The organism is Sphingomonas larreae (assembly GCF_051400595.1).
Classification (GTDB): domain Bacteria; phylum Pseudomonadota; class Alphaproteobacteria; order Sphingomonadales; family Sphingomonadaceae; genus Sphingomonas.
This window is the reverse complement of record NZ_JBLFFI010000014.1, coordinates 1-23,785: the sequence shown is the minus strand read 5'-3', so window position 1 is coordinate 23,785 and position 23,785 is coordinate 1. Positions and strand designations below refer to the sequence as shown.

General features: G+C 62.6%; 23 protein-coding genes. 6 read left to right on the top strand and 17 right to left on the bottom strand.

Annotated elements, in window-relative coordinates:
• Positions 1-262: 262 nt before the first annotated feature.
• From mobF to ACMGDM_RS20475, 3 genes are all read right to left on the bottom strand, one after another.
• On the bottom strand, positions 263-3,055 hold the full coding sequence (mobF, locus tag ACMGDM_RS20485; protein WP_436805995.1) for a MobF family relaxase: 2,793 nt from the start codon (positions 3,053-3,055) through the stop codon (positions 263-265).
• On the bottom strand, positions 3,056-4,864 hold the full coding sequence (locus ACMGDM_RS20480; protein ID WP_436805994.1) for a type IV secretion system DNA-binding domain-containing protein: 1,809 nt from the start codon (positions 4,862-4,864) through the stop codon (positions 3,056-3,058).
• Between the two features lie 62 nt (positions 4,865-4,926).
• A complete protein-coding gene (locus tag ACMGDM_RS20475; RefSeq protein WP_436805993.1) occupies positions 4,927-5,322 on the bottom strand; it encodes a hypothetical protein in 396 nt (131 codons plus the stop codon).
• 236 nt (positions 5,323-5,558) lie between these two features.
• Between ACMGDM_RS20475 and ACMGDM_RS20470 the strand changes: the two genes are divergently transcribed.
• Genes ACMGDM_RS20470 through ACMGDM_RS20460 form a run of 3 tightly spaced genes read left to right on the top strand, consistent with a single transcriptional unit; the run spans position 5,559 to position 7,379 of the window.
• Entirely contained in the window at positions 5,559-5,894 is a 336-nt protein-coding gene (locus ACMGDM_RS20470; protein ID WP_436805992.1) for a hypothetical protein, read from the top strand.
• Positions 5,894-6,895, top strand: a complete 1,002-nt coding sequence (locus ACMGDM_RS20465; RefSeq protein WP_436805991.1) for a hypothetical protein — start codon at positions 5,894-5,896, stop codon at positions 6,893-6,895. The genes ACMGDM_RS20470 and ACMGDM_RS20465 overlap by 1 nt, the downstream gene beginning before the upstream one ends.
• Before the next feature lie 4 nt (positions 6,896-6,899).
• Positions 6,900-7,379, top strand: a complete 480-nt coding sequence (locus tag ACMGDM_RS20460) for a hypothetical protein (protein WP_436805990.1) — start codon at positions 6,900-6,902, stop codon at positions 7,377-7,379.
• Here ACMGDM_RS20460 and ACMGDM_RS20455 read toward each other — a convergent pair.
• The 7 genes from ACMGDM_RS20455 to ACMGDM_RS20425 all read right to left on the bottom strand — a co-directional run bounded on the left by ACMGDM_RS20455 (position 7,355) and on the right by ACMGDM_RS20425 (position 14,274).
• The gene (locus ACMGDM_RS20455) at positions 7,355-7,639 is read right to left on the bottom strand and encodes a hypothetical protein (protein ID WP_436805989.1); all 285 of its coding nucleotides are present in this window, start codon (positions 7,637-7,639) and stop codon (positions 7,355-7,357) included. The two genes, ACMGDM_RS20460 and ACMGDM_RS20455, sit on opposite strands and share 25 nt — an antisense overlap.
• Before the next feature lie 645 nt (positions 7,640-8,284).
• Complete coding sequence (locus ACMGDM_RS20450; RefSeq protein WP_436805988.1) at positions 8,285-9,238, bottom strand: replication initiator protein A; 954 nt, start codon at positions 9,236-9,238, stop codon at positions 8,285-8,287.
• The gene (locus tag ACMGDM_RS20445; RefSeq protein ID WP_436805987.1) at positions 9,235-9,570 is read right to left on the bottom strand and encodes a hypothetical protein; all 336 of its coding nucleotides are present in this window, start codon (positions 9,568-9,570) and stop codon (positions 9,235-9,237) included. The genes ACMGDM_RS20450 and ACMGDM_RS20445 overlap by 4 nt, the downstream gene beginning before the upstream one ends.
• Positions 9,567-10,220: a nucleotide-binding protein gene (locus ACMGDM_RS20440; RefSeq protein WP_436805986.1), complete on the bottom strand. Its 654-nt coding sequence runs from the start codon at positions 10,218-10,220 to the stop codon at positions 9,567-9,569. Before ACMGDM_RS20440 ends, ACMGDM_RS20445 begins: the two co-directional genes overlap by 4 nt.
• Before the next feature lie 652 nt (positions 10,221-10,872).
• Positions 10,873-12,291, bottom strand: a complete 1,419-nt coding sequence (locus ACMGDM_RS20435; protein WP_436805985.1) for a hypothetical protein — start codon at positions 12,289-12,291, stop codon at positions 10,873-10,875.
• Positions 12,291-12,839, bottom strand: coding sequence for a hypothetical protein (locus ACMGDM_RS20430; RefSeq protein ID WP_436805984.1), 549 nt, complete (start codon positions 12,837-12,839; stop codon positions 12,291-12,293). Before ACMGDM_RS20430 ends, ACMGDM_RS20435 begins: the two co-directional genes overlap by 1 nt.
• A 574-nt stretch (positions 12,840-13,413) precedes the next feature.
• A complete protein-coding gene (locus ACMGDM_RS20425) occupies positions 13,414-14,274 on the bottom strand; it encodes a hypothetical protein (RefSeq protein ID WP_436805983.1) in 861 nt (286 codons plus the stop codon).
• Between the two features lie 329 nt (positions 14,275-14,603).
• Here ACMGDM_RS20425 and ACMGDM_RS20420 point away from each other — a divergent pair, with 329 nt between their 5' ends.
• Positions 14,604-15,107 (top strand): hypothetical protein, encoded by a 504-nt coding sequence (locus ACMGDM_RS20420; RefSeq protein WP_436805982.1) that lies wholly within the window; start codon positions 14,604-14,606, stop codon positions 15,105-15,107.
• Here the strand turns inward: ACMGDM_RS20420 and ACMGDM_RS20415 are convergent.
• From ACMGDM_RS20415 to ACMGDM_RS20395, 5 genes are all read right to left on the bottom strand, one after another.
• On the bottom strand, positions 15,091-15,477 hold the full coding sequence (locus ACMGDM_RS20415) for a hypothetical protein (RefSeq protein ID WP_436805981.1): 387 nt from the start codon (positions 15,475-15,477) through the stop codon (positions 15,091-15,093). The two genes, ACMGDM_RS20420 and ACMGDM_RS20415, sit on opposite strands and share 17 nt — an antisense overlap.
• Before the next feature lie 40 nt (positions 15,478-15,517).
• Complete coding sequence (locus ACMGDM_RS20410; protein WP_436805980.1) at positions 15,518-16,759, bottom strand: type II restriction endonuclease; 1,242 nt, start codon at positions 16,757-16,759, stop codon at positions 15,518-15,520.
• A complete protein-coding gene (locus ACMGDM_RS20405) occupies positions 16,746-17,216 on the bottom strand; it encodes a very short patch repair endonuclease (RefSeq protein WP_436805979.1) in 471 nt (156 codons plus the stop codon). Before ACMGDM_RS20405 ends, ACMGDM_RS20410 begins: the two co-directional genes overlap by 14 nt.
• Positions 17,206-18,477: a DNA (cytosine-5-)-methyltransferase gene (dcm, locus tag ACMGDM_RS20400; RefSeq protein ID WP_436805978.1), complete on the bottom strand. Its 1,272-nt coding sequence runs from the start codon at positions 18,475-18,477 to the stop codon at positions 17,206-17,208. The genes ACMGDM_RS20405 and dcm overlap by 11 nt, the downstream gene beginning before the upstream one ends.
• A 224-nt stretch (positions 18,478-18,701) precedes the next feature.
• Entirely contained in the window at positions 18,702-19,199 is a 498-nt protein-coding gene (locus ACMGDM_RS20395; RefSeq protein ID WP_436805977.1) for a deaminase, read from the bottom strand.
• Between the two features lie 30 nt (positions 19,200-19,229).
• On the opposite strand from ACMGDM_RS20395, the gene ACMGDM_RS20390 reads away from it, so the two are divergent.
• On the top strand, positions 19,230-20,057 hold the full coding sequence (locus ACMGDM_RS20390; RefSeq protein ID WP_436805976.1) for a dCTP deaminase domain-containing protein: 828 nt from the start codon (positions 19,230-19,232) through the stop codon (positions 20,055-20,057).
• A 20-nt stretch (positions 20,058-20,077) separates the two neighbouring features.
• Here ACMGDM_RS20390 and ACMGDM_RS20385 read toward each other — a convergent pair whose 3' ends face one another.
• Positions 20,078-20,653, bottom strand: a complete 576-nt coding sequence (locus ACMGDM_RS20385; protein ID WP_436805975.1) for a recombinase family protein — start codon at positions 20,651-20,653, stop codon at positions 20,078-20,080.
• Between the two features lie 819 nt (positions 20,654-21,472).
• Positions 21,473-21,883, bottom strand: a complete 411-nt coding sequence (locus tag ACMGDM_RS20380; RefSeq protein ID WP_436805974.1) for a hypothetical protein — start codon at positions 21,881-21,883, stop codon at positions 21,473-21,475.
• Between the two features lie 388 nt (positions 21,884-22,271).
• Between ACMGDM_RS20380 and ACMGDM_RS20375 the strand changes: the two genes are divergently transcribed.
• The gene (locus ACMGDM_RS20375; protein WP_436805973.1) at positions 22,272-23,270 is read left to right on the top strand and encodes a hypothetical protein; all 999 of its coding nucleotides are present in this window, start codon (positions 22,272-22,274) and stop codon (positions 23,268-23,270) included.
• Positions 23,271-23,785 lie beyond the last annotated feature (515 nt).

Sequence of the window (23,785 nt, the reverse complement as noted above, 5' to 3'; positions counted from 1 at the left end):
GGTACTGACATGGCCGTCACGTTGGAGACCGTCAGCTCCGGCATTGATGTCCTTCACTGGAAGTGCTCCGCCGCAGCCCTCTCATGCGCTTTGGCCTCTAGTAGGTCGGCAATCCAACTGATGGGGATCGTCCACTTCCTTCCTCATCCTTTCAACAGCGCGCTCCGGCATGCGCGCGAGGGCCGTGTCGAGAAAGCTAGCGGTCCGACGCTTCGCCGAAACCGTCCACGGCGTCGCTAAAGCCGACCGCTGAACCAGTCCATCATCCCAGCCCCGTCCCCTTGTTGCCTTTGGCGGATGTCACCTTCCCGGCGTGGCGCTCGATCGCGGGCGCGGCGCGCTCGTCCGAAAGCGCCATCGCGCGTTCCCCGTTCCTCATCTCGATCGCGTTGGCCAGTCCGTCGCGGCTGTCGGTGTAGAGCGCCGCCCCCTTTCTCGCGCGGCTGACCGCAACATAGGCAGTCTTCGCATCCACCGTGTTGGCGCGGAAGCTCTCAAGGTGCGTCATCGACCGGTCGGCAGTCGCGCCCTGGCTGCCGTGCACCGTACCGACCCAGCCATGCCGGACATGCCGATCGCCGGTGCGGTCGAGCTGCAGGGCGTGCTCGCGGCCGCGCGCGTCGGTTACGGTCATGGTCCGGCCTTCGGTATCAATCGCCTTCACGGTCGCGGTCGCGCCGTTGATCCGCCCCGCCTCGCGATCGTTACGGGTGAACTGCACCCGGTCGCCGGCCGCGAACTCCCGTTGCACTTCCGCGAACGCCTCCGCCTGGCCTCGGCCCCATTTGTCCAGTTTCCAGTCGATCGCGCGACCCTCGCGATCACGCAGCTCGATGCGGTTCGCCGCGGCGTCCACCTTGGCGACCCGGTAGGCCCCGCCCTTCTCGATACCCTGGCGCTCATAGGCACGGCGGAACGTCACGACGTCGCCGGCCTCGTAGCTCCGCGCGTGCCGAGCCTCCTCGCGAGTGAAGCCGCGGCTTTCCAGCGTTGCCGCGCTCACGTGGGTGTCACCGATCGTGCCGTCGCGGCGAAGCTCGGCGCGGATCGCCTGCGTCAACAGCTCGCGCCCGTCGCGGGTGGTGTCCATGACGAGGGTACGGTTGCGCTCGTGCGGCGTGAGCTGGGCGAAATCGCGCGCCATCGCCGCGCGCCGGTCACCAGCATCGGCGATTTCCATCACCTTCCCCCCGCCCCGGTCCAGCGCCTCCAGAGCGCGCCGGCCGTCGCCCGCGATGGTCGCCTGCACCGCCTCGCGGGTAAGCTCGTTCTCCTGACGCACGATCCGATCGAGCGCGAACGTCCTCATCCCGGCGTCCTGCAACTGCCCGAACGCCCGTCCCGCTTCCACGCTGCCGAGCTGCTTCACGTCGCCCACCAGCACGACCCGCGCGCCCGACCGCTCGGCAAGGCTGAGCACCTTCGCCATGTCGCGCGCGCCCACCATCGACGCCTCATCGACGATCCACGCCTCACGGCCGCGGCTCGCCTCCACCACCAGCGTCTCGCCGCCGAGCACCGCCTTCGCAACCGTCGATCCTTCCGACCCGATCGCGTCGCCCAACAGCGCCGCGGCCTGCGCGGTGGGTGCGAACGCGCGGACCTGGTAGCCCGCCGCCCGCATTCCTTCGGCATAGGTGGCGAGCACGGTGGTCGTCTTGGCGGTACCGGCATAGCCCTGCACGCCCGTCACGCGATCGGTGCCGGTCAACAGTCCGGCCGCGGCCTCACGCTGCCCTTCCGTCCAGCGATGCCCCTGCGCCTCGGCGAAGAACGCAGCAGTGGTCACAGCACGGGCGGCCTCCTGGCGATCCATCGGCGCCAGCGCCCGGTCCCGCCCGGCGTCCTCGATCGCGAGCATCCGGCGCTCCGTCGACACGGCTTCGCGAGTGGTGAACCCCTTGGCTCCGCCACCCCGCTCACGTGGCTCCAGCTCGCCCGTCGCTTCAGCACGGGCGACGGCGATCGCGACCTCGGCCACGCTCGCCCGGCCACCCGCCTGCTCGACGGCGCGCGCCTCCAGGGCTGCGGCGGAGAACACTGCATCCCGCTCGGACAGGTGCCGCGCCGCGGCTCCCACCGCCAGCGTCGCGGCGGCCTGGCGCTGCCCCTGCTCCGCCAGCCCGACCACGCGGTCCGGGGTGGCCTGACGCTCGGCCTGCGCGACCAGCTCGCGCCGCTCCTTCTCACCGAACCCTGCGGCCTCAGCCTGGGTACGCCACGTCGGCACCAGCGCTTCCCGCGCGATGTGCTCCTTCGCCTCGCGGGTAGCCAGCGTAATGGTCGCCTTCTCGGCCGCGGTCGCGTCGGCGCGGGTCTTCCCGCGCGCGGCAAGCGCCTCCTCCACCTTGTTGCCGCGTGCGCTGAACTCGCGGATCGCGGCCTCGGGCACCCCGGCCAGCTCGAACGTGCCGCCCTTGCCCTCCACGATGCCGTAGCCGAGCTGGCGCGCCTCGCCTGCCAGCGCCTGGCGGTAGACGCTGCCGGCGTCCTTGTAGATGCGGAAGAACGACAGGCTTTCGACACTGCGCCACGCGCCCGCCTTGTCCTGTGTCGCATTCAGGATGACGCTGTGGGTGTGAAGCTGCGGGTCCTGCGCGCGGCTGGTGTTGTGGCGGAACGTCGCGATGGCGAAATTGCCGGTTTCGACGGTGCGGATCTGACCCCCGGTCCTCGCCCGCGTCGCCGCGCCGTGGCGCTCGATATAGTCGAGCGCGACCCTCACCGCCTTGTCGTGTGCCGCGATCAGGCGTCGGTCGCCGGCGACCTCGGCCATGATCGACACCGACTTGGGCGCGGAAAAGGTCATGTCCCATCCCGGCCGGTGCTCGCGTTCGCCGTTCCGGATGGTGCCGAGCCGGTCGCCGCCCGGCAGTTCGCCCTCAAGCCCGCGCGCGAAGGTCGCGCGGTCTACCTCGCCGTCCAGCCCCAACGCCTTCGCGCCCTCGCCTACCCACGCGCTCGGGGCCTCGCCGCCTTCGGAGTAATAGTCGTCCGCCTCATAGTAGCTCGCGGCCTGCGCGGCGCTTTTGAGCGAGGCGACGCTTGCGACCACCTACAGCGCCCCGCCCGCCGTCCGGTCTTGTCCCGCGTCGACGATCGGCCTCAACTCCGGCGCCGGTCGCGGCGCGATGGGCACGGTCGCCTCCGCTATGTCGGCGCGCTCCATGTGCGCCCGCCCGATCGTCACGCGCGCGATCGGGAGGCCGGACAGGCGAAGGAAGCCGGTCAGGGCGGGCAGATGGCCGATCTCGCTGTCGAGCACGATCGCCTTGGTCTGCCGCATGGTCGATAGCGATCCCTTGTCGGTCCATGCGTCGCTGTCGAGCGAGGCCGACGATCGGTGCTCCTCCACCTCCGACCGGCCCAGCAGCTCGGTCGCCCATTTCGTGCTCTCCGGGTCGCCAAGCCGCATGACGAGCTGGGTCCCGGCCTGCCCCACGATCGTGCCGGCCTCGTGCTGGCCGTAGGTGCTGCGGAGCTGGCCGATCGCCTGGAAAGCGATGACGCATGCCGCGCCGAACTTACGCCCCTCGGGGAGCAGGGTGAGCAGCCCGGCCGCACGGGGGAGTGCCGGCAGCTCGTCCAGCACCAGCCATGCGCGCGGCGCGCCCTTGATGGGCCGGTCGAGGATCGCCGCCACGGCGCAATCCAGCCAGCAGCCGAGCAGCGGCCTCGCCGCGGCGAAATTGCGCTTGCGCGAGGCCAGGAATATCCACGGCTTCGCGCCCTCGATGCCGGGCAGCGCGGCGTAGAAGTCATCGAAACTGACGCTCGGCCCGTCGCCAGGCGCAGCCTTCATGGTGCCGACGATCTTGGCGGCTTCGGCCAGGCAGAACAGCACGCTCGCGGTCGCCTTCTCGGCGTCCTTCTGGAACACACGTGCCGCCTCGGTACCGCGCGTCAGCTCCGCCAGCTCGTCCGGCGTCATGTCGCGAAGCGCGCGTGTCAGCTCGGGGACATTGCCCCTGCCCTGCTCCCACAGGCGCCGGATAATGGCCGCGACCACGATGCGCGCCTGGTCGTACCACACATCGTCACCGGCACCGCCTGAGCCGCCCGGCTTGGCGACGATGAAGCTCGCGAGACGATCGGCGTCGGACGCCGACCGCACGTCGCTGAACGGATTCCAATAAGCGCAGCGCGCGTCGAACGGATTGAGGATGAGGTCGCCGCGCTCGGGCCGATAGTAGCGTGCAACATAGCCACCATCCACGTCGTGCACGAACGCGTGCTGGCCACGTCGCTCCACCTGATCGAGCAACGCCCATATCGCGGTCGTCTTGCCGGTGCCGGTCGCGCCGGCGAACAGGAAATGCCGGGCCTCCTCGCCCTCGGGAACGGGAACGCCCCCGATCGTCACCGGCCGCTCGGCCGGCGCGATCTCCACCATGCGCGCGAGCTGCCCCGCCTCCACGCACTCGGCTCCCCGAACGGTACGGTCGCGGCCGGCGCGCTCGCCTTCCTCCGCCCATTTGCGCCTGCGCCAGCGGTAGAGCGGCACGCCGATCGCGACGCCGCACAACACGGCCAAGAACCCCATGCGCCACAGCAGCCGCTTGAAGCCGCGGGTAGCCGGGCTGTCCGGGTCCAGTATCTGGTCGCGGATGGCGACGCGCATTCCCGCTTCGTAGGTGTGGAGATTGCGGTCGAACGGGTGCAGCAGCTCGGCACCTTGCGTCTTCATGTAGAGCGCCGCGCCTTGCCGGGTGAGGTCCGGCGCGGTCTTCCAGCCCGCCAGCGCGCCGACACCAGCGCAGATGAGGAACAGGATCGCCGCCACCTGGGCACGCGCGTTGACCCCCGCCCAATGCCGGTTCCTGCTTGCCTGGCCGCGGGAGAGGATTTCGGAGCGACTAGCCACGGCCCTGGTCTGCCCCGGTCATGGCCGCACCCGTCCGTAAATCTTGAGCCAGCTCGCCACGCTCAACCTTCCCGTGCTTTGGCGAGCTGCCGGTCGAATATCACCTGCGCGTCGCGCGTGACCTGCGCCTTGTGCTTGTCACTCTGCCCCGGTCCCGCCAGCGCCGCGGCGTAGGCCGCCCCGGCGGCGTAGAGGGACCGCTGTATCAGTCGGTCGGCAAGCTCGGCACGGACGGTGAGCCTGTCCACCGCCTCTCGCAGCGCCTCCACCTCCCCGGTCGATATGCCTGCCGGCGGGGCCTGTTCGTGCCTCGCCGGCTCCGCGCCCCTGCCCCCGACAAGCGCTGCAATGCCGAGTTCCAGCGCGCGAACGGTCGCCTGATAGAGCGGCAATCCCACGTCCGCGGCGTAGCTTTTCAGCAACGCCGCCTGGGTATCCGTTACACGGGCGGTCAGCATCACACGCGCCATTGGCAAGTCCCCACCGTATGCGCGGGAGAATACCGTCTTTTTGGACCAAGTGTAGCGTTGACGCACCCGTTTTGGTGTGGTGCCATCCTCTTATCCGCGATGCGTATTCGCATCGACTACGCTTTGGGGGCTGCACGCGTGCGTAGGGTGTGGACTAAACTGAGCGAGGCAAAGCCTCGCCTGCTTCTTCCTTCTGCCTGCCTTCCGCGGGTCCAGTCGTGGCGTTGAGCGGCTTTGCCTCGGGTGCGCTGATGGCGGCTCCCGTGGCGGCCGTGCTGACGTGGCTGGCGGTGTCGTGGCAGCAGCATGTCGATGTGCGGGTCGAGCGCGACACCGCCGTCGTCCGTGCCGATCGCGCCGCCTTCGACGCCGGGTTCGCGTCCGCCTGGTCGACCGCAACGGGACAACCCCACGCCGCGTGCGACGCCGAAACTACCGCCGAACTGATGCGCCTTCGCAAGCGCGCATCCGATCTGGAAGCGAAGCTCACCGGGTCCAGCGCCGATCTCGAACGCGAGCGGGCGGAGCTGCAAAGCCTTATGGTGGAGGAAGCGAAGTGATGCGCTGCGTACTTGTCCCTGCCCTGTTCGGGCTGGCGCTGTCGGGGTGCAACCCGGTCGGTGCGTCGGTGTCCGGCTCGGGATCGAAGGGCGCTGGGTCCAGCTCCGGCCTGTCCGGTTTGTGGGAGAAGGTCAGAAGCCTCGGGATCGAGACCGGCAAGACCTATGAGATGCCGGCAGTGGGCATTATGGCCGATGCATTCCTGAGCGACACGAACACCCGCCACGTGGACCTCGACGCCGTGCCCAAGTTGGCGATGCAGCGGCAGGGAGACGAGATCCCGCGCTTCGATCACGCGATCGACGGATTGATCGAGCCGACGCGCAAGGACGTGGCGGCTATTCCGCCGGCGGAACTCGCCAGGGTCACGCCGCTCGATGCCGCGCACATGATCTATGCCGGCCCGATCGTCGTCGCCATGCAGCCTCGCAAAGGCTGGGAGGTGAACGCCATGCGGCCCATGGCGCTGCCGCCGGAGCTGGACACGCCGTTCTTCCGCCGGAACCGGCCGCGCTCCGACTACGACGAGGAGCTGCACGTCCGCTACATGGAGATGCTGGCGATCTCGGCCATCTACACCAACACGGTGTTCGGGCTCATCGACAAGGAGCTGGGCACGTCGCGCCTCGCCGATCCCGATGCCGCCCGCCGGCGGGTGCTCGCCGCGTTCCAGTCGATCCCCGCCGATACGCTCAAGGCCGCGCTCGGCGACGCCACGAACCAGGTCACCGGGGGCAATTTCAGCACCGACCTGACCGGCTCGGGCAATATCCACTTCACGCACACACCAGCTGGCGACTTCGTGGCCGATCCCCGCGGGCTGACTTGGACCAAGGCCGGGGGCGTGTGGTTCGGCGACGGCCGGATCAGCGGGCAGGCGGTGAACCTGCGGTTCGCCTCAACCGCGTCGCTGTCGCAGCGGCAAGCGCAATCGGGGACGCAAGGCACGAACGCCGACGCCAGGGTGGAAGGCGCCGGCTCCGTTAAACCAGGGAGGTAGTACGATGCTTGAATCCTACGATCCGAAGGCAGCGGAAAAGTACGAAACATGGGCGCAGGAGTACCGCGCAATCATCGCCAAGCCGTTCCCGCTACCGCACGAAACAGCGCGTGCGAACGCCCTGGGCTGCGCCATGCGCGAGGCGGTCGGCGCCGAATACGCGGACCCGAACCGCTACGTCCGCTGGCAGCTCTCGCTCACCCTCAAGGAAGCCGACCAGCTCGGTATATGGGCCTGGTTGCCCACCCTCCCCGACCATGCCGGGATCGACGCGGCACGGGTGGCTATCGCCGAGGTCGTCACCTACATCGATACGGTAAAGCATCGGCGCGAGACGTTCGAGGTCTGTCGCCGTGCGGGCATGACGCCGACTTATGTCTGCCCGCTGCCCAGACTGACCTGGCGGACCCGCCTCGCCATGCTGCGCTTCCGGCTCGGCCGTGAATGGCGCTGCTGGCGCTACCAGCCTCTGCTGGGGTCGTAGCTACTGGCCGACGTGTGGTGCCAGTCGGTCGAACTGCTGCTCTCGTGGAAGGCACGGCTGCCGTGGTCGTCGTGCCAGCGGTGGGAGTCCGTGCCGAACGGACTGCCACCCACGTCCACGCCGCCGATGTTGTTTCCCATCATCGGCAAGCCGGTCGCCGGGTTGATCCGGGTGTGATCGTCTGAGTGGTGGTGGGCGCCTTCGCTCGCGCTCCAGTCGATGCGGGAGAACCACTCCCCTAACCGATCGAAAATGCTCATCTGCACCTCCGTTGGTCCGTCTCCACACTTGGCCGCTTGTAACGCCCCGCACGCGGGTTCGGGCAACCTTGAACCATTACCACCCGCTTGCAGCGAATGTTGCCCTACCCTTCGTAGACCCGTTCTTCCGCCTGCCTTGCCGCGGGCGCGACGCTGACAGGTACACACTGCCGGATCGGCTTGGCTTCCTTCGGAAGCCTGCGGCCGTGAGGCCGCCTTTGTGGCGGTGATAGCCGGCACGTAACAGAGGCGTATTGCCCCAAAGGGGCAATTCCGCGTCTCCTTTTTGTGTCGTTCGATCGTGGGGTGGGGTTAAGTGATTCTGTTAAATAGGAATCGTTAAAAAGGTTAAGCAGCCTGAAAACCGGAGATTATGCTTTTTTTTCAAAGGCTTGCCTCAGTGGCCGGTGGGTGAAACCCCGTGATTCGGTGGGTGAAACCCCGATAGCGCGGTGGGTGAAACCCCGAAGTAGTGGTGGGCGAAACCCCGAGTCCGACGTGCCCCAAAAGCGAGAGTTCGTACCGATTATCCAATGATGGGGCGGCAGTTCGCCGTTCGGGGCAGCACGCCGGCGTCCGTTCGTCAACTTCGATGGGTGGGTGAAACCCCGATAGTCGGACCGGCGGTGGGTGAAACCCCGATAGTCAGCGCCGGCCGGCGAGCCGGTCCATTCGGGCATCCACCTCTTCGGTGCGCCGGCGATCGGCGTCAAAGCGGGCGCGCCTCTCCTCCTCCGCCCGCATCTTCTCTGCTAAGACCAGCGCCTCGGTCTCGCCGCGGCGTCTGAACTGCACCGCAGGACTTCTGTCGGCCGTCTCCGCCAGTTCCATCGCGTAATCAGGAAGCTGATCGGCCTCAATGACGCGGCGGAGCATCCGGTTGAACTCCTTAGGTTGAGCGTCGCTGCCGGTCTTGTCACGCAACACCTCGACCCGGCACAGCCACCCACCTTGCTGCGAACCGACATGCTTGCGCGCGATGCGATACAACGCCCGCTCCAGTCCCCCGGACAGAAGGAAATAGTCGGGGTGCATGGTCAGCAGCGACTTCTCGTTGACGATGCCCTCGTAAACCCAATCGGAGAGAGTCAGCGTCATGCCCCGCGGCTGTTCGGTGTCGGCGTCGGTGTCGAACGTCCAGCTATCCAGCCAGTTGAAGCCAGCCTTCTGACGGCGCTTCGTCGCTCGAATCGAGGTTGTGATGGATGTGGTCTGGAGCCGGAGCAACGCGGCCTGTAGCTCCTGATAGTCCCGACCGCCGGTGCTACGCTTGATCGCCCGCAACAGGTCGTAAGGCGTCGTCGTCAGCGTGCGGGGCAGGTCATTCAATCCCTGCTGCTTCATGCGGTTGAGCGTGGATGCCGCCCAGATCAAAATATCGGCGTCCCAAATCGTCGCCATGCCATAATCGGGAATTGCTTGGACGCGCACCCACGCTTCGCCATCTGGGCTTTTATACTCGATCGGTTTCAGCCGTTTGCGTTTCTGGAGCGAGAAGAATGGCCGCTCCATGACCTCACGCTGGTCGCGGAGCGGCAGGTCACCCAGCGCTGGGATGAACAGATCAAACTCGGGGTTAGGATCGCGCCGCTTGCTCATGGTGCGAACCTGGTATGCCCCCGCTTGACCAAGTACTGGCGGAGAAGGCGCTCGGTGATGACGGTGAGCGGTTCTCCGCCCTCCTCGACGCTGAGTTGGCGCAATGCGCGGTGCATGTCCTCGGGGATATGGATCAGCACCGCCTTCTTGCCGGGATGACTGCTGCGCCGGGCCGGCGCTGCCGATGTTGGCGTGTCTACGTCGCGCCGCGATCGAAGCGAGACCGCCGGCTGCTTCGGTATGGGGGCAGGCTCGACGACGGTTGCCGGTGCTGCCTCTTCGGGCTGGTCATCGAAGATGCCGGCCAGCGCGGAAGGCTTTTTCGCCATCATGCCACCTTGCTTACTTGCTTAGTCGTAAAGCCGCTTAGTCGCTTAGCCTCTTCAAAGGCGCTTCGCAACTCGGCTGCCGCCTTGCTGTCCGGCTCCGTCTCAACCGCTGTCCGCCCAAGCGGGGTCGCCTTATAATAGTCTTTGCGGAAGTGGAGCCGGCTGTCGAACAGCGTCACACCCTTTGCCGCGAAGCCGGCATGAGCCTCCTGCCCCTCCCCGCCTTGGTGCGGCACCTGGGTCAAGATGACCGCGAACGGCGTGCCCGCCTGCTGCACCTGCTTGACGGTCTGCAACACCGAATGAATGTCGAGCCCGCGCGGGGCGACTGGAATAATAACGAAGTCCGCCTGCTCGGCCGCGAGCATCGCGATATCCTTGGAGTTCGCCGGCGTGTCGATGATGATGAGGTCGACCTTGCCGCTGCCGCGACCGCGCGAGACGTGGAGTGGGAGGCCGGCAACGCTGCTGTCCTTCACCATTACGTCATCCATATCGCGACGCTCCGACCAGTAGAGCGCCGACCCCTGCCGATCGTCGGCATCGAGGATCACGACGGATGCTCCCTCGCGTGCCGCCTCGACGGCGAAGCCGGTGGAGAGAGTCGTCTTGGACTGCCCTCCCTTCTGCGCGATCACGGCCCATACCTGCATGCCTGCTACTCCTACTAAGCGGCCAATCGACTAATGCCGCTTAGCCGCTTAGTCGTAAAGATGGTTAGTCGCTTAGCACCGGTGTCGAGGTTGCTACCTATCGAGCGCATCGTGATGCATCGCCCATGACAAAACCGGGCAAGGCGCCGCACCCGCTGTCTGCAGCCATTTGCGCGTGGTTCAGCGCCTCGAACAGCGGGACCATGCCGATCGGCATCCAGTTCAGCTAGCTGTCGCGAATATCCTGATCCAAGATTTTCCTTGGAAGGCGCCTCACCGTGGGTCCTGCCTCGTGGCCGATAGCGGAGGCGAGGGGGCGGTGGAATCTACGCGGGGGTGTTGAGAGCGCAGCGTAGCGAGCCACAGCCCGCCTGATTGCCGTTGCTGGAAGGGAGGGGCAGTGCCCGCACTTTCCCTGTCATCGAACAACGTCGCCGCTCGGTGGCATGCTCAGGCCGGTCCGGCACCGCAAGCATCCACGCCAGCTACTAAGCTGCTAAGCTACTAAGCTACTAAGCTACTAAGCTACTAAGCGACTGAGGGCTGAGTTCGGCGTTGTTCTCAATTGAGGGCGGTAAATGAAAAGCCAGCGGTCGCCTCCTGTGAGCAGCGTCTGATTTCGTGACAGACCGTTCGCGCCCAATCACGTCATCTAGTATCGAAGCCGCAGAGCAAGGCCGTAAGTATCCTCCCGCTGGAAGGTATCGTCGTTACGGCCATCGTTGAATTCGAGGGCAAGTCCCAAGTACGGGAAGGTGTCCGGTGCGAATTCAAGCGAGCCGTACCATCGGCGCGCATGGCGCAGTCCGATGCCGCCTCGCAGCTCGAGATGCCGGACCCCGCCCGTAATCACGAAATTCGAGATCGGACTTCCCACATTGAGGCGCGCGCGCAGGCTAAGATCGCCCCCAAAGCCCCAATAGTTTTCGGCCTCAGCAAGCTCTTCACTCGCACCGGCACGCCATACCTTCGAAGCATCTGCAATGAGAGTCAGCTTGGGCCGGAGCAGGAGCGGACTAAAAATCTGCAAATTGCCGCCGAAAAGCGTGCCGATGTCACGGCCCAGCCAGATTGCGGGATCGACATAGAGCCTGATTTTACCCTGATGCGAGCCTTGCTCCATGTCGTCGATGAAGCTGCCTTCCATTCGCGCGTCAAACCCAAATTCGGGTGTGCGATAATGCCACCCAGCAAGTAGGCCGGGTGACAGCGTCTCAATGTCGCCCTCCTCACCGGTGATCGCTTTGCGTTCGTACGACAGGTAGGGGATTAGCTCAAACGCACCGCTTTTAGGCCCAATCCGCAGACCTGCGACGGCATCGAGTTCGAACGTCGTGGTCCGGACGATCCGGTCTTCCGAATAGGCGATGGTCGCTGCCTCAGCGTCCTTGAGATCGTCTGATGCGATGGCGAGATCCTTTACCGAGCCGCGTAGCACGGGTCGGAGCGCGATGCTGCTGGATGAGGGCGTGGGGGCCGGCTTGAGGGGTTCGGTAGTACTGCCCTCTGCGATCGTCACAGACTCGGTCTCGCAAGTTATTACGAGTCCGGCGCCCGCAAAAAGCGACAACGGATTAGCGGCCTCCGCTCGGGCGAGGCGCGAACCTACTGTTAGGGGGCGCATCAAACGATAGGTGACCGAACCCGAAACATGAACATTGGTGACCATGAGTGACGCCAATTCGGCGAGTTCCTCGGTGATGGCGGCGCTTGCGATCGCGGCGGCCTCGTTCGCACTCAGGTCAACATTAGGCCCAAACGGCCGATTAGCGGTTGCAGGCGAGCTGCGCCCGGCGTTGACCACGGCGTAGACCGGCTCACTTAAGGAAGCGCTCGTTGACACGAGTTGGATTGCGCCGTCCCGGGCACCCCCAGAGTTGGCGCCGTCAAGGAGCATCGTCGCGCCGGCCTTGGTGACGATCAGCAAGGCGAGTGCATCTAGATTGACCGCGGCCTTACCGGAGTAGATGCGGGAGCAGAGCTGGGCTCGGTTCGCCTCGGTCAGGGTTTCGGCTCTGACAGTGACCGGAAAGGCGCTCAGCAGAAGCGCGACTGCAATGCTGCGCCGCATCACCCGAGCACCGCACCAAGCTGCTCGATCAACTTTTCGTAAAGATAGACCTTTATCTTCGAGAAAGGCAATTCAAGCGTGTCTTCAGCATATCGCTCCTCGCTGTCAAAGCCCAAATAGAGCGCACGCAGATCGTGCAGGTAACGCTCGTATCTTGTCAGGCACATGCCCCAACCGACCGGTGAGGCTGCGATTGGGTCCACGCTGGGAACGGTCTCCGCCAAAATCTTTTCGCGGGGTATACCAAACTGGTCCGCCATCGCGTCGAGTAGGCACACATGAACGTCGATCCTGATTTGCACGTCACCGGGTATCGCCACCACGAGGCGCGCCTCGGCGAGAATGTCGTTCAAGGCATGGCTGACAATCCGCTCATTCTTCCTTCCCATCTCCAGCCTCCCGAGTTTGATGTCGTCGAAGATCTTAAGATGCGTGTATAATCTGGTAGCTAAAAACGGGATTTGCGTAGCAGCGAGAATGCGCTGTCCAGTGCCGATACCCCTCGGCTCCAGCCGAGCGGCGCCATCGCCTGAGAGAATGCACGACATCCATAACGCTTCGAGGTCAGCTATTTGCCAAACGCGCGTGCCGAGGCCCGAGTTACCGGAGACGACTCGCTCTCATGTCTGATTTTTACATTATGATCAGTGTATAGCGTCGCTTTGGATTTGCAAGGCTAGGCCAATTGCCACAGACGGTATTTAAACGTAAATGTGCCGTCCTATTGATCGCGTAATTGTCGATTTTTTACTATCCAGTTACGTAAGCTGCGTCAGCTAGGTAACCTCCGCTTCGGGAGGCGAGGGCGCTGCTGCAAGGCGAAATCTCTTTGGGGATAGTATTAATTAGGTCAACATTGTTCTCTCGCTGAGATCGTTAAGTCGGCTGCTCTCGAATGAGGTTCTCCCCCTTTTTTGCGATTATGCTGACCATATATCGCTCGGGCGAATTAACGATCTTTTTTCTCGCTGGGCGCTTATGCATAAGCTGATCTGCTTGGGAGAACGCCTGATAGGGGAGGGAACCTCTGTCCGGGAAGCAGCCAAGCCGCTCAAATACCATCATGCTACCCTCTACCGGGCGTTATCCGCGCCGGCCGGCTAGTCGCCTATCCCGTTGGCGTCAGAGCAGGGCACTGGATCGTCCAACGACCCGTTTCATATCGTCGCCAAAGACCGAAAGTGGTCGGTACAGGTCCGTTCCGTTGATGTTGACGGCGTGACGCGCATTGCCCGCTGCCAAAACGCGGTTCATTACTGCCGCGTGGGTCGCGTCGGGCATATAGATCGCCGAAAAGCCCATACGCTTGTAGAGGCTCATCCTCGAGCTAGTCCAGAACTCCTCCGGTTCCTTGAAGAAGCCGAAACCGACGCCTTCGATCGAATTGGCGGAATACAACAGCCGCTCGCGCGCGACCTCGCTTTTGATCGATATAACCAAGTTGGTCGGGGCACAGGGTATCAGAATATCGCCCAGCGCCTGCAAGGATGCCATCTTGCCGCTGTTCATGAGAACATGGCCCGGCATTTTCCATATCGGCCATCCCGTAGCGTCGGTGAACATGGCAGGAATGCCGGCGCTGGTCAGAACCTCGCTGCAAAGCGATTCCATGATCGCCCCGCCAGCTCCGCACGGCATGGCCGGACCCGGATTAAAGCCTGGCCCCTTATGCGGATGCTGTATGAGGAAGGCGTCATGCACATTTGCTGACGTAATAGGCGTGCCGAGGGTAAGCTCGCAGAAGTGAACAATGGCCCTTGCGGACGAGGGTATCTTGATCTGGTTGTAGAGGCAGGGACACACCCTGAGAAGCCGGTCAAACGCTGCCTTGGGCATAGGTATCTGCTGCGCCTGCCACGGAGATAGCAGGCTCAGCACCGGACTTGCCGGCATTGTGGGGCCACTGGAGAAGTGCGCGTTCAGCCACGCCGCTGCCGCAGCCTTGGTCCCGGCCTGCAAGCCGAGGGCAGGATAATCGACCAACTGCTGCCAGCTCAGCGGGTTTGGGGCCGCCGGGCAATGAGGATGAAGACAAAGCACGTCGCACGATAGCGAGCCGCGCCAACGGCGTTAAGGCATTGCTCGGCAGGACGACGACGGCGCTCTCCTGCCTCTATCGGCGTCGCATCACACCCACGCCGGCGACTTCCAAGGTGAACCTGCCCAACTCTGCGAGCGGTCGTCACTCGCAGGGCGAAGGGCCACAGCCAGCCGACACCGACACGCCGGCCTCCTACCTATACATCGTGGGAACTATGTTGATACTTTGCCGTTTATATCGCATATATGACGATACTAACAGGGAGGTATCCATGAGCGACATTGTAGCGGTATTCACGTCGAAGTCGGTTGAGACAATTTTGGCGGACGGGGGGTCGCAATCCTGGGCCTTGGATCGGGTACGCGCCTCAAGGTGCGATTATCTGGTGGTATGCCGCAATGCCAACGATCAGCCTGAAGGCCCGGAACCGCACGGGTCCGCATTTCTCGTCGGCAAGGTGTCCGACGTGGTGGCCTCCACCGAGACGGCGGGCCGCTACAAGATACTCATCAGCCACTACGCACTTGTGACTTGGGAGGAGGAGTGGGGAGGCGCGCGCAACCCGGTAGCCTATTGGAAGGACAGCGACTACACGGACGATGACGGCAAGGTGCGTGACTTCAAGGCGCTCGACTTCAAAAAGGTTGAGGATTTTGCGGTGGATTGGGCCGGGGACCATGCGCCTGCCAGCCTGACGATCGCCGCGGCGAAGGCGGGCTTGGCAGCAACGTTCAATGTGCCCGAAACCGCTATCGAGATCACGATCCGCGCCTGAGCCGTGAGTCGCGGCGGGCCAATACATTCAGTAAAGTCACCAAAGCATGGCGAAAGTCTCCTCGCGCGGGGGGCTCGCCATCGCCCGCTTCGAGCCAGTCCAGCCCGGAAAAACGCGGGTCATAGGGGTGGTGGACCCTGCTGCGGGCGAATACGTCGAAAGCTGTCGAGACATGCGGCGGCGGCTCGGTAAGAGAAATCTGCCCCGTACCCGCGAACCATTCGTCCAAGGCTTCAATGAGGCCATACAGCGCCCGCAAGGCCGATGGACTTGCTGCAACCGGACGAAGAAATTGGGGCCAGTCGTGGGCGATGGCGCGTTCGGGGACATCGGCCGGCAAGTGGCCCAGCTCCCGCTGAAGATTGTCCATCCAGCGGAGCTGAGGACGATCATGATTGAGGCGCGTCACGTCAGCCCCCGATCGGCAGCAACCGTACATCGCCGATGAAGCTCTCCAGCGTCTGAAGGTGCGGGCGAACGTCCTTGGGAAATGTATCGGCAATGCCAGCAGGCACCACGAGCTGCACGCCCGCATTGGTCATCTCGCGGAACTGCGGCTCGGATACGCCTTCCTGCAAGGTCAGCAGGTGCTTGGCAGGGATGCGATCGGCCTCGTTGAGGATTTGCCGCCAGCGGTCCTTGCACGTCGTCTTCACCGCCAGCATCCGTAGCCGGTCGGCAGGGAAATCTGCGTCGCGATAGGCGGCAACGGAGGGGAACAGGAAGTCGGGTCGCTTGCCGGGTTCGGATTCCGGCTGATGGGCGAAGTGCGTGCCCTCGATCAGGCGCTCCTCCATGAATATTGCCCGGGTATGCAGCTCCAGCGATCGGCCGGACCTCGCCTTGCGGCGCTGGAGGACGGTCTGGGCGCGGGCAATGAAGGCATCCACCGTAGCAAACCCGGCTTGGATGTGCGGCAGCTCGATCGCCTGCTCGACGCTCCGGAATATCTCGAACTCGCAATCGCGACGACGCATCAGCCGCTTGTCAGGATCGAGGCCGGCATCAGCGCGCAGCTCGACAGCCTTGCGGATGATATCGACGCCGGTCGGGAACTTCGTCCGCCATGCCGGCGGGATTTCATCGGCGGCCAGCCAGCAGCTCGCCCGAACGGGTGGCGCCTGCAACAGGCCCAGCAGCCCGCCCTGGGCCGGCGGCCACAGTAGCCATTTCCCGGGCTCGACCGGCCCGACGCGATCCTCGACCAGATCCTCTTCGGTCTCGTGCCGGCAGACCCAGACGTGACAATCGGCCACCTCGGGCGGCTCGGCCCTGTTGAACGCGAAGATGGTGAGCGCGCCGGTGCTTTCGGGATCGAGCAGCGCCGACGCCTGCCCGCCGAAGTTGGTCAGCCGCGTCTCGTTGCGGCCGCCCTTCGGGTTGTCGTGCAGCTTGTTGTTGTACCAGACCGCCCGGACCCGCTGATGGTCGGGGTGGGAGTCGACGTAGAGGTCGAACCACACGTCGGGGTTCTTGACCGCCGGCTGATTGAGCGCGGGAAAGAAGCCGAACAGCACCTCGCGAGGGATGTAGGGGCCGGCCTGGTGGCTCTCGTTCGCCAGTGTGTCGTTGCCCGACAGGCGTTTCACGTACCAGACGAAGCCTAGGCCGCCATATTCGTCCAGCCACTCGACAAGATCACCCACCGGCACGCAGCGTTCCCCTGATCTCTCCCTCTTTCCGATCGGAGCGGAGCCAGTCGGCCGCGAGTGGCACGACGGCATCCGCCCCGATCCGGCCGGGGCCTTTCATCGAGCATTCCCAGATTTTCAGCACGCGCCATCCGCCATGGTCAAGCGCAGCCTCCACCTCGGCGTCACGCTCCTGGTTACGGCCAATCTTTTGCCGCCAGAAATCCTGACGCGTGCCGGGCCAGCGAAACAACGGGCAGTCGTGCGCGTGCCAGAAGCAGCCGTGAATGAAGATGACCGCGCGCCACCGTGACAACACCATGTCGGGCTTGCCGGGCAGGGCGCGATCGTGGAGCCGGAACCGGAAACCAAGGGCATGGAGGCCGCGCCGTACCACCAGCTCGGGTTTGGTGTCCTTCCCCCTGATCCCGGCCATCATGCGGCTGCGCGTCGCCGCATCGACTATATCACCCGGCAAGCGCCAGCTTCCGCTGGAGCCGTTCCGGTGCGATCTCGGCGCGATCGACAAGCCACGGCAGCATATGCTCGGCGACCGCCTTCACTACCGGCACCACGACGGCGTTGCCGAACTGGCGATAGGCCTGCGTATCGGACACGGGAATGATGAAGTCGCGGCCATCGGGTTCATCGAACCCCATCAGCCGGGCACACTCGCGCGGCGTCAGCCGGCGGGGATTCTTTCCCTTCTGCTCGACAAGGATTTCCGATCCGTCTTTGTAATACCGTGCCGACAGGGTGCGGGCGACGTCGTTCGGCCCGACCAGCCCGAACCCGAAGCCGTTGCCCGCCGCCTTGTGCTTGTCGGCATATTCCTGGAGGTAACGCCACAGGTGATCGGTCAACGTGTACTTCTCCGACACCGAAGCGATGTTGCCGCGGGTGTAAGGGAAATCCAGCTCCTCGGTGCCGTCCTCGGGATGTAGGATGGTGCCGAGTTTTGGCCCGTTGAGCATGTCGGGCAGCACGAGGTCCGCGAAGGTGAAATCGTTCGGATCGCGGAAGCCGACGATGAAGATGCGCTCGCGTTGCTGGGGCACGAACGCCTTGGAGTTGATGACCCTCCAATGGACCTGATAGCCCAGCTCGGCTGCCAGCGTGCGGTGGATAACCTCGAACGTCCGGCCCTTGTCGTGGTTGACCAGATTCTTGACGTTCTCCAGCAGGAACGCCCGCGGGCGGTGGTGCTGGATAATCTTCGCCACGTTGAAAAACAGCGTACCCTGCGTCTCGTCGGCGAAGCCGTGCGGCCGGTTGAGCGCGTTCTTCTTCGACACCCCGGCGATCGAGAAAGGCTGGCACGGGAAGCCAGCCAGCAGCAGGTCGTGTGCCGGGATGCTCTCCACCGACACCTTGGTTATGTCGCCGGCGACCTCATGCTCGCACTCGTAGTTGGCGAGATAGGTGGCCTGCGAATATTTGTCCCACTCACTGGTAAAGACGCATTCGCCATACTCATCGAAACCGCGGCGCAGGCCGCCGATACCGGCGAAAAGGTCAATGAAACGGAAGGCTTTGCCCAGCGACTTCGTCTGCGGCTTTGCCGCTCGACTGTCGCGGATCATCGTGTCGAGCAGCTTCACGGCCGCCCGGCGCGGCCGCGTCAGCCCGCGCTCCCACCGATATACCGTGCTGCGGGAAAATCCCGCCAAGTCGGCAAGGGCATCTACGCTGATGCCGGCGCTGGTGCGAAGACGGGAAAACTCGGATACGGACGGCAAGCGGCACCTCTGGGAAGGTTTGTGCCACAATGACGCTTATCTTCCCCCCAAGCAAGAACAAAACGCGATCCCATCCCGTAAGGCCGTCAAGCCTGTCATCGGCTGCGACTTAGCTGCGCTCCATGCACAAGGCTTCGATACCGCTGCGGGGAAGGGAGGGGGCGGAGAGTGCGCCAAATGGCTGCCCCCCAACACCAACTCTTGCCCTAATAGCCCTGCCCTGCCTACGACAGCTCCTGATCTCCAGCCGGAAGGTATCGTACCTTTATGCCAGAACCTCTCAATATTCTGAGTGCCGCCCGTTGAGCCTCCAGCCACCTCTTTTCACCAGCAAACCCGTTTGGAAGTACAACTCTGCGAATAGGAGACCACGCAATGGCTCGTGCACAATCACTGCATGGAAATCTAGTGCAATACAGAGTTGCTCCTTCAAGGTTTACTCCGGCCAAATAAGCCTTGAATAGGGCGGCCCGCTCAGCATGTTCTATGACGTGATAACGGTCCTCGGTGGCCACCTCTTGGTTCACGGCTTCCATTTCAACCTTTAACCTTGGCGGAACGACGTTCGAGGACCGCGCTAGTTCGCCACTGGCGTTGGCGATTACAGCCCCAACTGCGGACTGAGGCACGGTTTTCGCCTTTGGATCATCGGTGTGGAGCCTCTCTGCGAAGGCCTCCGCAAGGTAGAAGCGATCGGCTTCTGTAAGGGACGAAAAGCGCACTATGGTGTTCCGTACAAGGGGGGTTTGCCGATGCTGCTTACACAGGCACAGATTCGTGGCCTAAACATTGTTTCCAACGATGTGCCGGACGGTTGGCGCCCCACCTCCTACGATGCAACCGTTGGGGACATCGTAATCGGTGGTAAGATACTGAGCGATAACAGCTATGTTATCCCACCGCGGGGGGTCGCTTGGGTGGTATCGAGGGAGACGTTTGCACTGCCGGATAAAGTGACAGGCCTCGCTACTTTAAGAACAACCTGGACGCATAAGGGAGTATTGGCTCTTAATGTCGGAGTCGTCGATCCTTCGTGGACTGGCTCTCTTTCAACAGCCCTCGTCAATTTAAGCAAAACACCTTTTCCTATCTCAAAAGGCGACCCGTTTTTCCGCGTCGTATTTAATAGGCATCGGGCATCAGGTGCACCGGCGTCCGGGCAACCTAGAGACGCCTACCTGCGCTCCACCACGGAAAGGTCAGCACTGTTTGCTCGCACATTTTTGGACATGGATTCGCTGTCTTCGGAAATAGCTAAGGAGATACTTGGCCTTCCAAAAATAGCAGTCACAATCGGCATTGTGGCCCTTCTTGTTTCTATAGCGGCCATATTTGCTCCTATTGGATTCAGCACATGGTCTGAGTACCGTCAGATTCCAGTTAAGTACGACCAGCTCTCAAAACGTGTTGATGATATTAACGCTGACGGCATCAATAAGAAAATTGGCGATTTGGAACGGGAACTAGCCATCCTGCGTGCGCTTAACGTCGAAAGGCAGAAACCGGCACAGGTCAGGACCATCAAGCAGTACGCACCTCCTCACATCGTAGTAAACGCTAGCCAGAACGTGCAACCTTGACTCAGCATTGGCCATTTTGATCAAACTGAGTCTTGGTGTTCCCGATGCTCTCGCAGCACCCGCTGCACTGTCGAGCGAGATACACGAAACAGGCTGGCCAGCTGGGCAGGGGAGCCTTGCCCGGCTTCTGCCTTAGCGATGATCTCGGCGCGCTGCTGGCCCGTCAGGCTCGGCCGGCGTCCAAGGTGTCGCCCTGTGCTGCGCGCGTGCGCTAGCCCGCTCATGGTCCGCTCGCGGATCATCGCGCGCTCGAACTCGGCGAACGCACCCAGCATCTGCGTCATCAGCCTGCCTGGCGCGGTGGTGGTGTCAATAGCTTCAGTTAGCGACCGGAAACCGGCACCGGCTGCGGTAATCGCCTCCAGCGTGAACAGAAGGTCTCGCAGCGAGCGGGACAATCGGTCGAGCTTCCACACCACCAGCACGTCGCCGGGTGTCAGCGCACCGATCGCACGCGCCAGCTCGCGGCGATCAACCTGACCGCCCGACGCCTCCTCCTGATAGATTGGCTCGCACCCCGCATTGGTCAACGCATGAAGCTGTGGAGCAAGGTCTTGGGTGTCACCGCGGGACACGCGCGCATAGCCAATTTCCATGCGTGTATTCTGACACAGGGTTGTGACACCTGCAAACCCGCGGAAAAGCTGGGGGAAGGGGCCGGTGTCAAAACCGTTCGGTTCTGACACCCCTTCACCCCTTTTTATCGGAATGCTAGGCACGCCGGGTGCAACGCGTTGCAACCACCAGCGATGTACGTCGCGTTCCTCGCTGGTCGCAGTTTGGGGCGGAAGTTAGTTCCAGTACTAACGTTATCCCGGTTTGCACCTTCGGTATCGTTGCCGGTATCGTTGCCGGTATCGTTACGGCGCTCTTCCGATGATCGTTCTGCCACCGCTTACTGTATCCCACATAGTTCAGTATCCGATGTAGATGCCATCCTACATGTTTGGGCACGAGTTACCGCTTTTCCGAATAAGCAGACGCTTTAAATCGCTTGTATCATCTCCACGTTGATGTTGGCTATCGTTCATCAAAAAAGTGGTTTTTAGATATCATGCCTAGAAATTGCCCAAGATAATTGCGTTTTACTTGACAATTCCGGTTGACGGACTGACATCCCCGCGCTAGGGACCATTTTAGAGCGCCGAAGCCAGTCCTCCCTGGCTCCGAGCTGCGAACGCAGAGACAGCCCCGTCACGCTGGCCGGCGCGACGGGGAGAGGTATCCGCAGCTTTGCTGCTCTATCAGGGAACGGCCCGCCATCCTCGGATTGCGGGCCGTTTTCTGTTTACGGCAGGCAACATAGGCTGTCAAATTTGTTCTGCTCTATCGCTAGCATGTAATCATGCCCATGATACACAGCCAGCGGAAGCATACATATCTAGCTTTCCCTGCTGAGTATAATATATTTACTCTCAGCTATCCCACAGCTCGAATGCAGCTTGGACTTGATCAACTCGAACAGAGCTACGGGTCCTGTTCGAATGAGGCGCATACAAAACTGGCATGCCGCTGACATCAAGCGGCCCAGATTGCCGATCAAGTAAATCAACCTCCATCCATTTCTGATCGTCTGACACGCCAAGGATGCGGCTGATTGCGAGGATCTCCCCGGAGGCGAGTAGCAAGCCAAACCCCCATTGGTCCTGCGCCATTCGCTCGACATACCAAACTGGTAATATCTCAGTCATGCGGGTCGGGTCGGTGACCATTCCAATTTTACGGCGCACGACCTTCGCTTGCTGCCAAGCAATGATTGCACTGATTATCGATACGAACAGGGATCCGCCGGCGATACTAGCGGTGACGATCTCATTGGCTGTCATTGGCACTGCATACACCTCGCACTGGAGCGTAGGGGGCTCCTCCCCATCTAAATGGCGGCACGGTGCGAAACCACGGCCTTTCCTCACCCTGGCATCCCATGCATTCCGGCGCCCAGGCGTGCGGATCGGCGCCAGAATGAATTGATTTCCTGGATATGGTCGGTTGTTCCTAGATCGCCTGGAAAGAATTGATGACCTTGTTTTCCTTGATACCCTTGATGGGTGGTATGCGAGGTGCTATGGCCCGGATGTGGAACGATCGGGACGTGCGCCGGTGGAAGATGCAGAGGGCCAAAAGGTTACGCGGGGCAAAGGTCGGGGAAGCAATTTCCTGGTGCTGTCGCGTAATTCGTGGGCGGAGCTGCTCGCAGTCCCGACGTCCAATCGTATGAGCATCATCATCGCTTACCTGGTCCTGCTCGCCGGCACCGGCAGTGACCATCGCCTGACCAAATGGTCCGCCAAGGCGATTGAGGACCACACCGGCCTTGGGAAGCCGCGAGCAAAGCGAGCGATCGAGGAACTGATAGCCGCGGGACTCATCAAGCGCTCAGCAGCATCCTCACGTATGTCCCCGCAATATGAGCTGCCGGCAACGTCGCTGGAAGACGATGCAATTTTTCTCCCGATCCAACTTATTACCGGCTTGGATGGTGAAACGCCGATCCTGCGCCGATTGCGGGAAACTGGTGACGAGTACGCCTTGCGGATGCTCATCGACCTATACGGCCTGATCGAACTCGACCCGACCTTCGGCATATCAATCGAACATTTGCGCCAAGACATGGCCGATGGAGAAGCGTCTGCCAAAAAAATCAGTGAGGCGGGCGCACATGCAATTTGGGCACTTCGGGTTGGGCACACGAAACATGCTGCAGGCGCCTGGCTCGAACCCTACTGGGGCGATGGTGGGTCGGCAAAGAAGAAAGGCTCCTGGAAAGGCTGGAACCAGCTTGAACTGCTCAAGAAAATCGGTGCAATTTGGTACGAGCCGTGGGTATTCGATGGTGAGGAGCTGGACGCCGAGCCGGTGATCCCTGTCGATCCGGCGGTGCTCTACAATTATGACACCGGTGATGATGAGGCGCGACTGACGAGGCTCGCCTTCGACACCTGTCGCGCTCTTATGATCGACCGAGATTACATGATGGACTCGCGGCCGTTCGATGTGGTGATCCCGTTGACGGTGCATCGCCGCACGCCGGCCTTGCGCAGCGTGCTACGGTTGCGCGTTGAGGCTGATACGCCCGGTCGACGTCTTGCTTACAAGAAGCGTCGAGCATTGATCGAACAGCACATTGCCGGCTTTCAGCAGATTAAGGACGACGCAGAAGCGGAGCGGTTTGACCGCCCGATGCGCACCGGTAGCACGAAGGTAGCCGGATGATTCAAATCGCCTTCGATGCGACAGCTTTCGGTGTGATGTGCGGTGGGATTGCGACCGTCATTACGGCAACGGCTGCTCTCGTCTGGGCGTTTCGTCGTGACCCCAAAGGTGGTGGTGATAATCGCCCCTCCTCTGACGGCGGTAATTACCGCCTGCCACCGGCGGAATAGGCGCTTATGCCAATGCAAGACCCTACTACTCGTCAGGTTGAGCTGTTCCTGAAAGCTAAGCGCCCACGATCGGCCCTTGCAGTCGCGATTCTGCGAGGTTTCCCGTGGTGGCGACTTTCCCTCGGAACGCTGGGGCTGGTAACGTTTCACCACTTCAATCCATTGAGTTAGATGCGGCAAAGGTATCCTTCACCGACCACGGACGGCAGAAGTAGACCTTCTTAGCGCCTCATCGGCGCATCTGCGTACGGGCTTGGTCGACACGGCGGGTACTGACATGGCCGTCACGTTGGAGACCGTCAGCTCCGGCATTGATGTCCTTCACTGGAAGTGCTCCGCCGCAGC